Below are 14,345 nucleotides of genomic sequence, written 5' to 3'. Positions count from 1 at the left end.
AGTGCCTGATGCCACACGGGGGAGCCTCCGGCGAAAGGTCTATCGGGCAATATGCACGCGGGGTGCCGTGGCAATGACCGCTGGCCCAACCCTGATCTTCGTGGCAAAAGGGACGCCAACGCGACAGGAGCATCACCATGACATTCGGCAAAGGCCACCACCTGCATCTGATCGACGGCTCGGCCTTCATCTTTCGTGCCTATCACGCGCTGCCGCCACTGACACGCAAATCAGATGGGTTGCCGATTGGCGCCGTGGCTGGGTTTTGCAACATGCTGCACCGCTATGTTGAGGGCAACACCGGCCCCGATGCACCTACCCATGTGGCCGTGATCTTTGACAAGGGGAGCCATACGTTTCGCAATGACATGTACAACCTCTACAAAGCCAACCGCGAGGCGATGCCCGAAGACCTGCGCCCGCAGATCCCGCTGACCCGCACCGCGACTGAGGCGTTTAACATCGCCTGTAAGGAAAAAGAGGGTTTTGAAGCCGACGACATTATTGCCACGCTTGCCGTACAAGCCCGCGCAGCGGGAGGGCGTTGTACCATCATCAGTTCCGACAAGGACCTGATGCAGCTTGTCGGTGACGGCGTTGAAATGCTCGATGCGATGAAGAACAGGACCATCGACCGCGACGGCGTGTTCGAGAAGTTCGGCGTCTATCCAGAACGCGTGGTCGACGTGCAGGCGCTTGCTGGCGATTCGGTTGATAACGTCCCGGGGGCACCTGGCATCGGGATCAAGACCGCGGCGCTGCTGATCAATGAATATGGTGATCTGGACGCCCTGCTGGACCGCGCGGGCGAGATCAAACAGCCCAAGCGGCGGCAAACCCTGATTGACCATGCCGACCAGATCCGCCTGAGCCGCCGACTGGTCCTGCTTGACGAAAACACCCCGCTTGATTTCACCATCGACGATCTTGAGGTGCGCGACCCAGACCCGGACACACTGCTGGGATTCCTGTCAGAGATGGAGTTTCGCACCCTGTCCAAACGCGTGGCCGATGTTTTAGGCCGTGAGGCCCCGGTTATCACCGAGGCACCGGCCCCTGACAGCACTGCACCGCAGGCTGCCGATATACCGTTTGACACCAGCAAGTATGAACAGGTCAGCGACGCCGCCGCCCTGCAGAAATGGCTCGACCAGATTTACGAAGCGGGCCATGTCGCGGTCGATACTGAAACCACTGGACTTGATGAAATGGTGGCAGATCTTGTCGGCATTTCGCTGTCTGTCACGGCGGGCGAAGCCTGCTATATCCCGCTGATTCATAAAGCCAGCCGGGACGATGATTTGTTCGGCTCTGACGATCTGGCACCCGGCCAGATGCCCACCGAAGAGGTACTGAAAATGCTCACCCCGATGCTGGAGGATCCTGCGATCCTCAAGATCGGGCAAAACATGAAATATGACAGCAAGATTTTTGCCCAGATCGGCATCACGGTTGCCCCGATCGACGACACTATGCTGATGTCCTACGCGATGCACGCGGGCCTGCATAATCACGGAATGGACACGCTTTGCGAACGCTACCTTGCGCATACGCCGCTCCCTATCAAACCGCTGTTGGGGTCAGGTAAATCTGCCGTGACCTTCGACAAGGTGCCGTTGGAAGACGCGGTGGCCTATGCCGCCGAAGACGCCGACATCACGCTGCGTCTGTGGCAGTTGTTCAAGCCACAACTGCACCGCGCGCAGGTCACCAAGGTCTATGAAACGCTAGAGCGCCCGCTGGTGCCAGTGCTGGCCGCGATGGAACGCTCTGGTATCAAGGTTGACCGTGATACGCTGTCGCGCATGTCCAACGCCTTTGCCCAGAAAATGGCAGGGCTGGAGGACGAGATTTACGAACTGGCAGGCCGCAAGTTCAACGTCGGTTCACCCAAGCAGCTAGGTGAGATCCTGTTTGACGAAATGGCGCTAGAGGGCGGCAAGAAGGGCAAAACCGGCGCCTATGCCACTGGCGCGGACGTACTGGAAGACCTCGCCACTGAACACGAACTGCCGCGCCGCATTCTTGATTGGCGGCAGCTCAGCAAACTCAAATCCACCTACACCGACGCGCTGCAGGAACACATCAATCCTGACACGGGGCGGGTGCATACGTCATATTCCATTGCTGGGGCCTCGACCGGGCGGTTGGCGTCGACTGATCCAAACCTGCAGAACATCCCCATCCGCTCTGAGGAAGGCCGCCGCATCCGCGAGGCATTTGTGGCAGAGAAGGGCAAGACGCTGGTAGCGCTCGATTACTCGCAGATCGAATTGCGCATCCTGGCGCATATCGCTGATATCCCCGAACTAAAGCAGGCCTTTGCTGACGGTATCGACATTCACGCGCTGACTGCGTCGGAAATGTTCAACGTCGCGCTTGACGACATGACGCCCGAGATCCGGCGTCAGGCCAAGGCGATCAACTTTGGCGTGATCTACGGCATTTCCGGCTTTGGCCTCGCGCGCAACCTGCGCATCCCGCGGGCCGAGGCGCAGGGATTTATCGACCGTTATTTCGAACGCTTCCCCGGCATCCGTACTTACATGGACGACACCAAAGCTTTCGCCAAGGAACATGGATTTGTGCAAACCCTGTTTGGCCGTAAAATTCACACGCCCAACATCGGTGCCAAAGGGCCGCATGCCGGGTTTGCTGCGCGCGCCGCGATCAACGCCCCGATCCAAGGCACTGCCGCCGATGTGATCCGCCGCGCCATGATCCGCATGCCCGCCGCCATCGCCGATCTGCCCGCGACGATGCTGTTGCAGGTGCACGATGAACTGCTGTTCGAGGTCGAGCAGGGCGCCGAGGACGCACTCATCTCTGCCGCGCGCGAGGTCATGGAGAACGCCAATGATCCGGTGGTAAAGCTGGATGTGAAACTGACTGTGGATGCCGGTCAGGGTGCCAATTGGGCGGAGGCACATTGATGGAAAACCTTGATCCAAAGGCGCCACTGCCCGATGATCTGATGCAGGCGCTGGATGAAACAGGCGCGCAGGCAGGGTGGGATGCATATAGTGACGAAATGCGCGCAGATGCCCTGGAATGGATCGACAGCGCGCGCACCACGGCGGCACGTTCAAAACGGGTGGATGATGTGGCGCGCTTTGCTGGCAAAGGCATGCCGCCCACGCCGTTTCAGTGACACACTGTGATCTCACGGTCCGAAACCTGGCGCATCGCGCGTCGTATTAGGTGCGATCAAACTTCAGGGCTTCGCTCGGAAAGATAGCCCAATATCGTCTATTTGAACTGCACCAAATCCCACAGGTTGCCGTATAAGTCCTCAAACACCGCCACGGTGCCATAATCGGCGTGTTTGGGTGGCCTGACAAACTTCACGCCGCGGTTCAGATAGGCATTATAGTCGCGCTCAAAATCATCCGTCTGTAAAAATAGAAAAACCCGCCCACCACATTGATCACCGATGTACCCCCCCTGATGGGTATTCGAGGCACGCGCTAACAGCACCCCGGCCTGCCCTTCCCCACGCGGCCGCACAACAACCCAGCGTTTGTCCTGCTCCGGCTGATACGTATCATCAATCAGCTCAAACCCCAGCTTTTCAGTATAAAAGGCAATCGCGTCGTCATAATCGCGCACCACGACAGCAACGAGGGAAAGTGATTGGTTCATCTGCAGTTCCATCTTTTGAAAGCACCACAATAGCCACAATGCCAGACATGCCGCCAGATGGGTAACTACCCCCGGGCACGAAGCAACGTCGCAGCGCGCCTTCTTTTAACGCCGCCCTTGGCACTGCCACCCAAATTCCGCTACCTCTTATCCCATGACCCCGATCCTCTATTCCTTTCGCCGCTGCCCTTATGCGATGCGTGCGCGTCTGGCGTTGGCTTCCGCCGGCAGGCTTGTACATCTGCGCGAAGTTGTCCTGCGCGACAAACCCGCCGAATTCCTAACCGCCTCGCCCAGCGCCACGGTGCCCTGCCTTGTCATCAAAACCGGTCCCATCGACGAAAGCCTCGACATCATGAAATGGGCGCTGGCCCAGAACGATCCCGAAGGCTGGCTCGACATGCCAGATGCAGGCCACGCCCTGATCACCCGTGCCGATGGCCCGTTCAAGCAAGCGCTGGACCGCACGAAATACGCCAGCCGCTATCCCGATGAGGACGCTGCCAACCACCGCGCCATCGCCGCCGCCTTTCTGCACGAACTCGACGACACCATCACCACCTGGATATTCGATCGGCCGACGCTGGCGGATTACGCGATCCTGCCCTTCGTCCGCCAATTCGCCTATATCGACCGCGAGTGGTTTGACGCGCAGTCGTGGCCCGACCTTCGCGCATGGCTCGACGCGTTTCTGATCAGCCCTCGCTTTGGCGCGATTATGCAAAAGTATCCGCAATGGCAGCCGGGCGACGTGCCAATAGATTTTCCAGTGTCAGCGCAGCGTCGTTAGATTGCCGGCATCAAGCTGCATCCAACCCAAGGTTTCTTCCGTCGGCCCTCCGGGATGATACTCCCCGCTGATCCAACCGTCATAGCCACTGTCACGCAGACGCCCAAATAACATGGCGAAATCCACATCACCTGTTCCCGGCGCGCTGCGTTCTGGGCAGTCACCGATCTGCACGTGGCGGATCAGATCGCGATACTGATCAAACACCGCCACCGCATCGCCGTGGATCATTTGCGCATGATAGCTGTCATATTGCAGCGCCACATTCGGCGCATCCACCGCCGCCAAAACCTCTGCCGCCAGCGCGTAGTCGTTTAGGAAATACCCCGGCATCGCAACCGGGTTCAGCGGTTCAATCATCAGGGTCAGTCCCGCAGGGGCGTCATCTGCCGCGCGCTTCAGGTTCTCGACAAACACCGCCTTCGCCGCATCCCCGACAGCCTCGCCCGCCATCACATGGATCATTTTCGGTTTCAAAACATCGACATAGCGGTACACCCGCCGCATGTCATAGGCGAACCGCCCCGCCAGTTCCGGCACGGCGGCAAAGCCCCGCTCCCCCCCGGTATAATTTGGCGGCGGCGCGTTGATCAGCACCAGTTCCAACCCATTGCGCAACAGAGCGCGTTGAGTTTCCTTGGCAGGCAGATCGTAGGGAAACAAGATTTCGACCGCCGAAAACCCAGCCTCCGCCGCCGCATCGAACCGGTCCAGATAGGGTAGATCGGGCCAAAGCAGGGAAAGGTTCGCGGCATATTTCAAGGACATTCAAGCGTCTTTCGGCAGTTCGTCCGATGGAATAATGCCAAAGAATTCTCCGGACGACCAGACGCCAAACCAGCCGTCATGGTGTGTCGCCAACTCAACCAAGCGGTAAAAGCTCTTGCGGTCGATCAGCGCCTCAAGATTGCGTCGCACCAACACATATGGCGCCGGCTCTCCGGTTTCGTCGTCCCGCTCCACCCGGATCGGATGATCTGCCCCGGCCACGGCCACGTCGCCCAGGTTGGTGACAAAGCTTAGGCGCTGGTTATCGACCTCTCCTTCCGCCTCAAAATCCACCGCGATAAACGGCGCATCCTCTACCGTGATGCCCACCTTCTCCACCGGGGTCACAAGGAAATAATCATCCCCCTCCCGCCACAGAATCGTCGCGAACAATTTGACCAATTCGATCCGCCCAATCGGCGTGCCTTGATAGAACCACGTCCCGTCCCGCTTGATCTGCATGTCCAGATCCCCACAAAACGGCGGGTTCCACTTTTCCAGCGGCGGCAAACCGCGTGTTTTGGCCGCTTTGGCCGATGCAATCAGGCTGTCAGCGGTTGGGGTCACGGTTTTTTGTCCACTCATTGCTTTTGCCATTCCCTGTCATCGCGATACACTTACACTGAACGATATAACCCTAAGAGAGTAAATGTCATGACCCAAGCGGATGATCTGATCGCCCATATCGAGGTACTGGCCGAAAAACTGGCGCTGGCAAAGCAGTCGATCACCCAGCGGTTTATCGGTCAGGAACAAGTGGTTGACCTGACGTTGACGGCACTCCTCTGCGGTGGGCACGGGCTGCTGATCGGCCTGCCGGGCCTTGGCAAAACCCGTCTGGTCGAAACACTGGGCACTGTGATGGGCCTCAACGGCAACCGTGTTCAATTTACCCCCGATCTGATGCCAGCCGATATTCTGGGGTCGGAAGTGCTGGATACCGCCGCGGATGGCTCTCGTGCCTTTCGATTTGTTGAGGGACCGATTTTCTGCCAGCTTTTGATGGCAGATGAGATTAACCGCGCCAGCCCGCGCACCCAATCGGCGCTGCTACAGGCGATGCAGGAAAAGACCGTGACCGTCGCTGGCCAAGACCGCCCGTTGGGCAATCCCTTCCACGTGCTCGCCACCCAGAACCCGATTGAACAAGAAGGCACCTACCCCTTGCCAGAGGCACAGCTTGACCGTTTTCTGGTGCAGATCGACGTCAACTATCCCGACCGCGCCACCGAACGCGACATCCTAATCGCCACCACGGGCGAGGCTGAAGGACAGGCCCATGCGGTCTTCACCTCTGCCAATCTGCTGGCCGCGCAAACCCTGCTGCGCCGCATGCCGGTGGGCGACAGCGTGGTCGAAATGATCCTTGATCTGGTCCGCTCCTTCCGCCCCGATGATCCCGATGCCAGCGCCTTGGTGCGCGAAACCGTGGCTTGGGGCCCCGGCCCACGCGCCGCCCAAGCCCTGATGCTGACAGTGCGCGCACGGGCGCTTTTGCAAGGGCGCCTTGCCCCCTCGGCTGAGGATGTGATCGCCATGGCCCGCCCGGTGCTAAGCCACCGCATGGCGCTGAATTTTGCCGCCCGCGCCCGTGGCGATAGCCTGCCCAACCTGATCAGCGAAACCGCCACCCGCCTGACCGGATCAAAGGCCGCCGCGTGACCCAAACCCCACATTCCCTACGTGCCTTGGCCGAGGATCAGGCCGCGCGCCTGCCTGCCCTGCTGGCCCGTGCCGAACATCTGGCCGGCGCCGTCCTGCTGGGCGCGCATGGCCGCAGGCGGGCGGGGCTGGGGGATGATTTCTGGCAATACCGCCCGGCACAAATGGGCGACAGCCGCCGCATGATCGACCACCGCCGCAGCGCGCGCGGCGACCTTGAATTTGTGCGCGAACGCGAATGGCAGATTGCCCAATCCATCATGCTCTGGGTCGATCAGGGCGCCTCGATGCGCTTTACCTCCGGGCGCGACCTGCCACAAAAGGCCGACCGCGCCCGCCTGCTGGGCCTGTCTCTGGCGATCTTGTTGCTGCGCGGCGGCGAACGCGTGGGGCTGACCGGCACCACCCTGCCGCCCCGGCGCGGCAACCCCCAAGTGTTGCGTCTGGCCGAGGCGTTCTGCCGCGACGACGACAGCGATTACAGCCCCCCCGAACACCGCGCCATGATCCCCCATGCCCGCGCCGTGTTCATCTCTGATTTCATGGGTGATCTGGCGGACGTGCAATCGGCCCTGACCAAAGCCGCCGACCGTGGCGTGCGCGGCATCCTCTACCATGTCCTCGACCCGTCCGAGGAGGCTTTCCCCTTTTCCGGCCGCACCATTTTTGAGAGCGTCGGTGGCACCCTGCGTCATGAAACGCTCAAGGCAAACGACCTGCGCGACCGCTATCTTGACCGCCTCGCCACCCGCAAGGCCGAGCTGCAACAGCTTTGCGCCGTCACCGGCTGGCAATACGGGCTGCACCATACAAATGCCTCCGCGCAATCCGCGCTGCTTTGGCTGTACGGCGCGCTCGACGCCCGCGCCGGGGTCGCAGCATGAGTGTCTTTGGCGGCATCGGCTTTACCGCGCCTTGGCTCCTGCTGGCCTTGCTGGCCCTGCCAATCCTCTGGCTGATCCTGCGCGCCGTGCCCCCCGCACCGATCCGCCGCCGCTTTCCCGGTGTGGCGCTGCTCTTGGGCCTGAAAGACGACGAAAGCGTGTCTGACCGCACCCCGTGGTGGCTCTTGCTGCTGCGCATGCTGGCGGTGGCGGCGATCATCATCGGGCTGGCCGGTCCCGTGCTGAACCCGCAAACCGATCAGGCGCAGGGCGATGGCCCGCTGCTGATTGTGCTGGATGGCTCATGGGCCGGGGCCGCCCGCTGGCCCCAGCAGATGGAGGCGCTGGAGGCGCAGCTTACCCGCGCCGGGCGCGCAGGCCGCACCGTTGGCCTGCTCAGCCTCACCCGCCCTGATATGCCCACTTTTCAATCCGCCGATGTCTGGCGCAGCCGTCTGGCGGGCCTCGCGCCAGAGGCTTGGCAACCCGCCCCCGCCAACATCACCCGCGCCACAGAAATACTGGCCGAAGTGCCTGCCGCCGACACCCTGTGGTTCAGCGATGGTCTGGATTTTGACGGCCGCGATGCCCTGCTGCAAACCTTGCAATCACGCGGACAGGTCGAGGTTTACCAAACCGCCGCCAATGTGCTGGCCATCGCCCCTGCCACCTATGACGACGGCGAGATCAACCTGACCCTGCACCGCGCCGCGGCCGGTTTAGAACGCGACGTTGTGGTTGAGGCCCGGGGCCGCGATCCGGCGGGCAACGCCCGCATCCTCGCCACCGCCAATGCCACCTTTGATCAGGGTGCAACACAGGCCACCACCGCGCTGGCCCTACCGGCCGAACTGCGCGCGCGGTTGACCTCGTTCAACATCGCCGGGCAGCGCTCGGCTGGGGCCACCACGCTGGTGGACGATGGGCTGCGCCGCCGCGAAGTGGCGCTGATCGGTGGGCGCGGCACCCGCGAAGGGCTGCAACTGCTGTCGCCGCTGCACTATATCGAACAGGCGCTGGCCCCCAGCGCCGACCTGATCGACGGATCGCTGGCCGATGTGCTGCCCGCCAACCCCGATGTGATCGTGCTGGCCGATATCGCCACCCTGTCAGATGCCGAAACCACCCCGCTGCTTGAGTGGATCAACGAGGGCGGCATGCTGATCCGCTTTGCCGGGCCGCGCATCGCCGCCAGCGACGTCAGCCGCATCGACGAAGACCCGCTGATGCCCGTGCGCCTGCGCGCCGGCGGGCGCAGCGTCGGTGGCGCGATGTCATGGGGCGAACCTAAGTCGCTGGCCCCATTTCGCAGCGCCTCGCCGTTCTTCGGCCTGCCCGTGCCGGGTGATGTTGTTGTCTCGTCGCAGGTGGTTGCGCAACCCGATCCCACATTGGCCGACCGAGTGATTGCATCACTTAGCGATGGCACACCACTGGTCACCCGCAAAACCGTGGGCCAAGGCCAGATTGTGCTGTTTCACGTCACCGCCACTGCCGAATGGTCAACCCTGCCTCTGTCAGGTCTGTTTGTGCAGATGCTGGAGCGGCTCGCCGTGTCCTCAGGTGCCGCCACACCGGAGGCGCAAAACCTCGAAGGCACCACATGGACCCCCTTGCGGGTGATGGATGGCTTTGGCGCACTGTCGGATGCCGACAACCTGCCGGGCGTCACCGGGCCGGACCTGATCAGTGCCGCCGCTGGACCCGCGCTGCGCCCCGGCATCTATGGTTCCGATGATCGCCGCATCGCGCGCAACACTTTTCGCGCCGACAGTACCCTTGCCCCCGCTACATGGCCTGCCGACGTACCCCTGCGCGGCTTTGCCACCGCACCTGAACAGCCCGTCACCGGCGCGTTGCTCAGCCTCGCGATTATGCTGCTGGTCGCCGATGTGGCCGCTTCGCTGGCGCTATCGGGGCGATTGCTACGCGGCGTAAACGCGGCACTGGTGCTTGGTGTCGCGATTGGCCTGCACCACCCCGTCCCCGGCCATGCCCAAGACATGACCGAAGCCGATAACTTCGCCATCCAATCGACCGGCGAGGTGTCGCTGGCCCATGTGATTACCGGCGATGCGGGTGTTGATGAAATTGCACAGGCGGGGCTGATGGGCCTGTCCGATACATTATTCTTTCGCACCTCCATCGAGCCCGCTCCACCCACAGGCGTCGATCTGGAGCGCGACGAACTGGCGTTTTTCCCGATCCTTTACTGGCCCATCACCCCCGATCAGCCACGCCCATCCGAAGAAGCCTATGCCAAGCTAAACGCGTACCTACGGTCGGGGGGGCTGATCCTGTTTGACACCCGTGATGGCGATACCGCGCGGTACGGCGCCGCCAGCCCCAATGGCCGCAAACTGCAATCGCTCGCAGCTCCGCTGGACATTCCGCCATTGGAACCACTGCCGGGTGACCACGTCCTAACCCGCACGTTTTATCTGCTTCAAGATTACCCAGGACGCCACGCCAGCCGCGACCTATGGGTCGAAGCGGCGCCTCCTAATGCTGAAAAAATCGACGGTATGCCGTTTCGCAACCTCAACGATGGTGTCACACCTGTGGTCATCGGCGGTAATGATTGGGCCGCGGCATGGGCCGTGCGCTCAGATGGTGCGCCGCTGCTGCCTATCGGGCGTGGGTTTTCCGGCGAGCGGCAGCGCGAACTGGCCTACCGCTTTGGGGTAAACCTTGTGATGCATGTGCTGACCGGCAACTACAAATCTGATCAGGTGCATGTGCCTGCGCTGCTTGATAGGTTGGGCCAATGACCGCCACCATAGTCTTTGACCCGCTGATCCCGCTGGCCCTGCTGGCAGTGATTGCCGTGCTCGCCGCCCTCGGCGTGGCGCTGGCCGCTTGGCGTGGGCTGTCAGGCTGGGCCTTGCGCGGATTGGCCGCTTTGGTGGTGCTTGGCGCGCTGGCTGGCCCGTCTTATCAGCAAGAGGACCGCGCCCCGCTCAGCGACATTGTCCTGCTGCTCGAAGACAACAGCGCCAGCCAGAAACTCGGTGACCGCCCGGCCCAAAGCAGCAGCGCTGGCGATGCCCTCGCCGCGCGCATCACCGCGCGGCCCAACACCGACCTGCGCCGCATATCCGTGCCCGACGGGGCGGGCGATGCTGGCACCCAATTGATGACCACACTGGCCGACGCGCTGGCCGATGAACCGCGTTCGCGCATCGCAGGTATCCTCGCCATCAGCGACGGGCGCGTGCATGACGCCGACCTGCCGCTGGACCTGCCCGCGCCGCTGCACCTGCTGCAAACCGGGCTGGACACCGACTGGGACCGCCGCCTGTCTGTGCGCAATGCGCCCGCCTTTGCCATCATCGGCGAACCCGTCACCCTGACCCTGCGCATTGACGATCTGGGTGCGGCCCCTGAAAACGACGGGCTGGCGCTGCTGGATATCTCTGTCGATGGCGAAGAACCGCAGCGTTTTCGCGTGCCCGTGGGCGAAGACATCGACCTGCCTGTGACCCTGCCGCACGGCGGACGCAACGTGATCCGCTTTTCGCTACCCGAAAGCCCGGGCGAATTGACCGACCGCAACAATGCCGCGCTGATCCAGATGAACGGCGTGCGCGACCGGTTGCGCGTCTTGCTGGTGTCGGGGGAGCCACACCCCGGCGGCCGCACATGGCGTAACCTGCTGAAATCAGACAGTTCCGTCGATCTGGTACATTTCACCATTCTGCGCCCGCCGGAAAAACAAGACGGCGTGCCGGTGAACGAACTGTCGCTGATCGCCTTTCCGACCCGCGAATTGTTCATGGACAAGATAGACGACTTTGACCTGATCATCTTTGACCGATATCAGCGCCGCGGAATTCTGCCTGCGCTGTACCTCGAAAACGTGGCCAATTATGTGCGCAAAGGCGGGGCAGTGCTGGTCGCGGCCGGGCCAGATTTTGCCAGCGCCGACAGTCTCTATCGCTCTCCACTGGGGCTGGTGCTGCCCGCGACACCGACGGCGCGGGTGATCGAACAACCCTACCTTCCCGCCATCACCGAACTTGGCCAGCGTCATCCGGTGACCGCCGACATGCCCGGAAACGGCGACTGGGGCCGCTGGCTGCGCCAGATTGATGTCACCGCGCCAAAAGGCACCGTGGTCATGAGCGGCATAGACGACCGTCCCCTGCTGGTTCTGGATCGGGTTGATCAGGGCCGCGTGGCGCTGTTGGCATCCGATCACGCATGGCTCTGGAGCCGGGGTTACGAGGGCGGTGGCCCACAGTTGGAACTGCTGCGCCGCCTTGCCCATTGGATGATGAAGGAACCCGAGCTGGAAGAAGAAGCTCTGACCGCCATCGCCGAGGGCCAGACCATGCGCATCACGCGCCGTACACTGGGCGAAACCGTGCCGCCCGTGACCATCACCGCCCCCGATGGCAGCGTGCATGAATTGGCATTGACCCCCGCAGGTCCGGGCCAATTCGAAGGCGTCTATAGCGGGCCAGAGATCGGGCTGTATCGTTTGGAAAATGGCGACCAGACCAGCGTCATCGGGCTTGGCCCTGCTGCCCCGCGCGAATTTGTTGAAACGATCGCGAGTGACGCAGCCCTGCGCGCGGTGATCGACGGCATGCGCGGCGGCGTCGCGCGGTTGCAAGACGGGCTGCCGCGTCTGCGAGACGTGCGGGTTGGCCGCCCTGCTGCCGGGCGCGGGTGGCTGGGCCTGACCCCGCGTGGTGCCTATGAAACCCGTGATGTGCGGCAGACGCCGATCTTGCCGGGGTGGTTGGTGTTGCTCATGTCGGCGCTGTTGATCACGGGCGCTTGGCTGCGCGAGGGGCGGCGGTAGTTGCTGCTGTTGGCTGGGGGCCAGCCCCCAGACCCCCGAGGGTATTTTTGACTCAAAAAAGTAGGAAGACCGAGGGGTGTTAACCTCTCGCGCAATGGCGATCTGTAAAGCGTCCGCTGTACGGCTGCTGTACAGGTGCTGTACGGATTGTGCATCGGCTATCTGGCTGAAATATAAACGTTAACCGGCTAACGCGTCACACCGCCCGGAACAGGAGCCCACCCGCGAGCACCGCCACCAGCGCGCCTGCTGTCAGTTCCACCACCGCAGCCACCTGTGCCATGCGCGGCGAGCCTCCCAACCCGGCCAGCAGCCCTCCCCGCAATCCCCCTGCGGCAAGGCCCACCGCAATGGTGACCAAGGCGGTGCCCAGGGCCATCGCAAAAGCCCCCAGCACACCCGCACCGCCAATGCCCATATGCCAGGTGATGATCAGCACAAACAGCGCCCCGGTGCAGGGGCGGATGGCGATCCCGGCGATGAGGACAAGGGCATCGCGCAGGGTAACCGCGTCATCCACCTCGCGCAGCGATGGGCCGTGCGCGTGACCACAGCTTGGGCAGGCTTCGTGATTGTGCGACATTTCTAAGTTGTGAGGGCCAGCTCCGCGCAGATGCCTCAGGCCGCGCCAGATCAACCAAAGCCCGATCAGCATGATCGCGCCATAGCTTGCCGGGGCCATGATGCCCTCTGTCACCCCCACCAGCGCCTCGCGGCTGAGGTTTAGCACCATCACACCGGTATAGACCAAAACCACCGCCGTCACGGCTTGCCCCAGCGACGCTGTTAGTGCGATCAATGACAGCCGCAGCATCGGGACCCGGCGCGCAAGCCCATAACCGCCTATCAGAACCTTACCGTGGCCTGGGCCCGCTGCATGTGCCAAGCCGTACAGGAAACAAGCCGTCAGGACAGTCGCCAGGGCGCCTGCCTCACCCCCGCGCGCGGCACGCAACCCGGTTGCGATGGTATTTTGGAAACCGCGTTGTTGCCCTGCTGCCCAGGATGACAGGACATCAAAGCCACCCGTGGCCCAAATACCCAGCAGCGCCAGTGTCGCCGCCACTGCGGCTAGGGTCACGGCACTGCGCATGAGAGGATCACTTCGTTGGCCAGGGCGGCACCGATATCGGGCAGACCGACGTCCTCGGGGTCTGACTCCATATCAAGGGTGCTGAGCTGCTCTTGCACCGCTTTCAGCCCCGCCGTCATGTCCGGCATTTTAACGCGGCCCCGGCAGCCGTCATTGCCCGTGATCTTTACCGGGCGGTTCACCTCGTAGGCCGTGTAATAGGTTGGGTCGTAGGGCTTGATCACCACCCCGTCCGCCAGTTGCGGCGATCCGGTGACCGCGCGTGTATGCACCGTGGTGATGCGACCTTCGGAGAATCGCGTGATTATGTCCTGCGGACCGGACAGGGGCACGTCGCGCGCGCCATCCGTCACCACCAGATCGCCGTTGAACCCATCGACCCATTGCATGTCAAAACCGTTAAGTTGAGCCAGTTCCTCGGGCGTCAGCACGCCATCATAATCCGGGTCCAACGCACGGTCTTCGGTAATCAACAGGGAATAAAATTCGTCATATACCCAAGTCACCCTCACATGGGTCAGGTTTCCGATGTCATCCACAATGGCATCGACACCAGTTTCGACAAATATATGCGGATGCGCTCCCAGAGGGGCGGCAACAAGCAGACATAAAAGATGCGCAGCACAGCGTTTCATACCACTATCTTTAGCGGCCTTGGCGGGCGTCGGCAATTGGTGCGCGTGCGTCGGCGACGGA

Annotated in this window: 12 protein-coding genes; 7 read left to right on the top strand and 5 right to left on the bottom strand. The window is 62.2% G+C overall.

The genetic code is table 11. From position 1 onward, the window contains the following. The first annotated feature begins 131 nt into the window (after positions 1-131). On the top strand, positions 132-2,933 hold the full coding sequence (gene polA, locus AC1965_RS01450; protein ID WP_483886954.1) for a DNA polymerase I: 2,802 nt from the start codon (positions 132-134) through the stop codon (positions 2,931-2,933). After that, positions 2,933-3,151 carry a YdeI/OmpD-associated family protein gene (locus AC1965_RS01445; protein ID WP_483885536.1) on the top strand — a complete coding sequence of 73 codons (219 nt, stop codon included), beginning with the start codon at positions 2,933-2,935 and terminating at the stop codon, positions 3,149-3,151. The genes polA and AC1965_RS01445 overlap by 1 nt, the downstream gene beginning before the upstream one ends. A 98-nt stretch (positions 3,152-3,249) precedes the next feature. On the opposite strand, the gene AC1965_RS01440 is transcribed toward AC1965_RS01445, so the two are convergent. Then, positions 3,250-3,642: a VOC family protein gene (locus AC1965_RS01440; protein ID WP_483885535.1), complete on the bottom strand. Its 393-nt coding sequence runs from the start codon at positions 3,640-3,642 to the stop codon at positions 3,250-3,252. A gap of 154 nt (positions 3,643-3,796) precedes the next feature. On the opposite strand from AC1965_RS01440, the gene AC1965_RS01435 reads away from it, so the two are divergent. Continuing rightward, the gene (locus AC1965_RS01435; RefSeq protein ID WP_483885534.1) at positions 3,797-4,432 is read left to right on the top strand and encodes a glutathione S-transferase; all 636 of its coding nucleotides are present in this window, start codon (positions 3,797-3,799) and stop codon (positions 4,430-4,432) included. Here AC1965_RS01435 and AC1965_RS01430 read toward each other — a convergent pair. Both AC1965_RS01430 and AC1965_RS01425 read right to left on the bottom strand, forming a co-directional pair. Beyond that, entirely contained in the window at positions 4,415-5,200 is a 786-nt protein-coding gene (locus tag AC1965_RS01430) for a hydroxypyruvate isomerase family protein (RefSeq protein ID WP_483885533.1), read from the bottom strand. The two genes, AC1965_RS01435 and AC1965_RS01430, sit on opposite strands and share 18 nt — an antisense overlap. Continuing rightward, positions 5,201-5,785 (bottom strand): DUF1285 domain-containing protein, encoded by a 585-nt coding sequence (locus tag AC1965_RS01425; protein WP_483885532.1) that lies wholly within the window; start codon positions 5,783-5,785, stop codon positions 5,201-5,203. Between the two features lie 69 nt (positions 5,786-5,854). Between AC1965_RS01425 and AC1965_RS01420 the strand changes: the two genes are divergently transcribed. Genes AC1965_RS01420 through AC1965_RS01405 form a run of 4 tightly spaced genes read left to right on the top strand, consistent with a single transcriptional unit; the run spans position 5,855 to position 12,556 of the window. Beyond that, entirely contained in the window at positions 5,855-6,862 is a 1,008-nt protein-coding gene (locus AC1965_RS01420) for an AAA family ATPase (RefSeq protein ID WP_483885531.1), read from the top strand. Further along, on the top strand, positions 6,859-7,746 hold the full coding sequence (locus tag AC1965_RS01415; RefSeq protein WP_483885530.1) for a DUF58 domain-containing protein: 888 nt from the start codon (positions 6,859-6,861) through the stop codon (positions 7,744-7,746). The genes AC1965_RS01420 and AC1965_RS01415 overlap by 4 nt, the downstream gene beginning before the upstream one ends. Further along, a complete protein-coding gene (locus AC1965_RS01410) occupies positions 7,743-10,517 on the top strand; it encodes a DUF4159 domain-containing protein (RefSeq protein ID WP_483885529.1) in 2,775 nt (924 codons plus the stop codon). The genes AC1965_RS01415 and AC1965_RS01410 overlap by 4 nt, the downstream gene beginning before the upstream one ends. Continuing rightward, on the top strand, positions 10,514-12,556 hold the full coding sequence (locus tag AC1965_RS01405; RefSeq protein WP_483885528.1) for a hypothetical protein: 2,043 nt from the start codon (positions 10,514-10,516) through the stop codon (positions 12,554-12,556). Before AC1965_RS01410 ends, AC1965_RS01405 begins: the two co-directional genes overlap by 4 nt. A gap of 196 nt (positions 12,557-12,752) precedes the next feature. On the opposite strand, the gene AC1965_RS01400 is transcribed toward AC1965_RS01405, so the two are convergent. Together AC1965_RS01400 and AC1965_RS01395 are read right to left on the bottom strand one after the other, a co-directional pair. Next, the gene (locus AC1965_RS01400) at positions 12,753-13,649 is read right to left on the bottom strand and encodes a nickel/cobalt transporter (RefSeq protein ID WP_483885527.1); all 897 of its coding nucleotides are present in this window, start codon (positions 13,647-13,649) and stop codon (positions 12,753-12,755) included. Then, entirely contained in the window at positions 13,634-14,284 is a 651-nt protein-coding gene (locus tag AC1965_RS01395; RefSeq protein ID WP_483885526.1) for a DUF1007 family protein, read from the bottom strand. The genes AC1965_RS01400 and AC1965_RS01395 overlap by 16 nt, the downstream gene beginning before the upstream one ends. Positions 14,285-14,345: the final 61 nt, after the last annotated feature.

The organism is Sulfitobacter sp. KMM 9851, assembly GCF_057178245.1.
The sequence above is the reverse complement of the archived record's forward strand: the minus strand, read 5'-3'. Positions and strand labels throughout refer to the sequence as shown.

Excerpts from the sequence above, each read along its gene's own strand:
- AC1965_RS01445 (WP_483885536.1), top strand. The coding sequence starts at position 2,933 with ATGGAAAACCTTGATCCAAAGGCGCCACTGCCCGATGATCTGATGCAG.
- AC1965_RS01440 (WP_483885535.1), bottom strand. The coding sequence starts at position 3,642 with ATGAACCAATCACTTTCCCTCGTTGCTGTCGTGGTGCGCGATTATGAC.
- AC1965_RS01435 (WP_483885534.1), top strand. The coding sequence starts at position 3,797 with ATGACCCCGATCCTCTATTCCTTTCGCCGCTGCCCTTATGCGATGCGT.
- AC1965_RS01430 (WP_483885533.1), bottom strand. The coding sequence starts at position 5,200 with ATGTCCTTGAAATATGCCGCGAACCTTTCCCTGCTTTGGCCCGATCTA.
- AC1965_RS01425 (WP_483885532.1), bottom strand. The coding sequence starts at position 5,785 with ATGAGTGGACAAAAAACCGTGACCCCAACCGCTGACAGCCTGATTGCA.
- AC1965_RS01420 (WP_483885531.1), top strand. The coding sequence starts at position 5,855 with ATGACCCAAGCGGATGATCTGATCGCCCATATCGAGGTACTGGCCGAA.
- AC1965_RS01410 (WP_483885529.1), top strand. The coding sequence starts at position 7,743 with ATGAGTGTCTTTGGCGGCATCGGCTTTACCGCGCCTTGGCTCCTGCTG.
- AC1965_RS01405 (WP_483885528.1), top strand. The coding sequence starts at position 10,514 with ATGACCGCCACCATAGTCTTTGACCCGCTGATCCCGCTGGCCCTGCTG.
- AC1965_RS01400 (WP_483885527.1), bottom strand. The coding sequence starts at position 13,649 with ATGCGCAGTGCCGTGACCCTAGCCGCAGTGGCGGCGACACTGGCGCTG.
- AC1965_RS01395 (WP_483885526.1), bottom strand. The coding sequence starts at position 14,284 with ATGAAACGCTGTGCTGCGCATCTTTTATGTCTGCTTGTTGCCGCCCCT.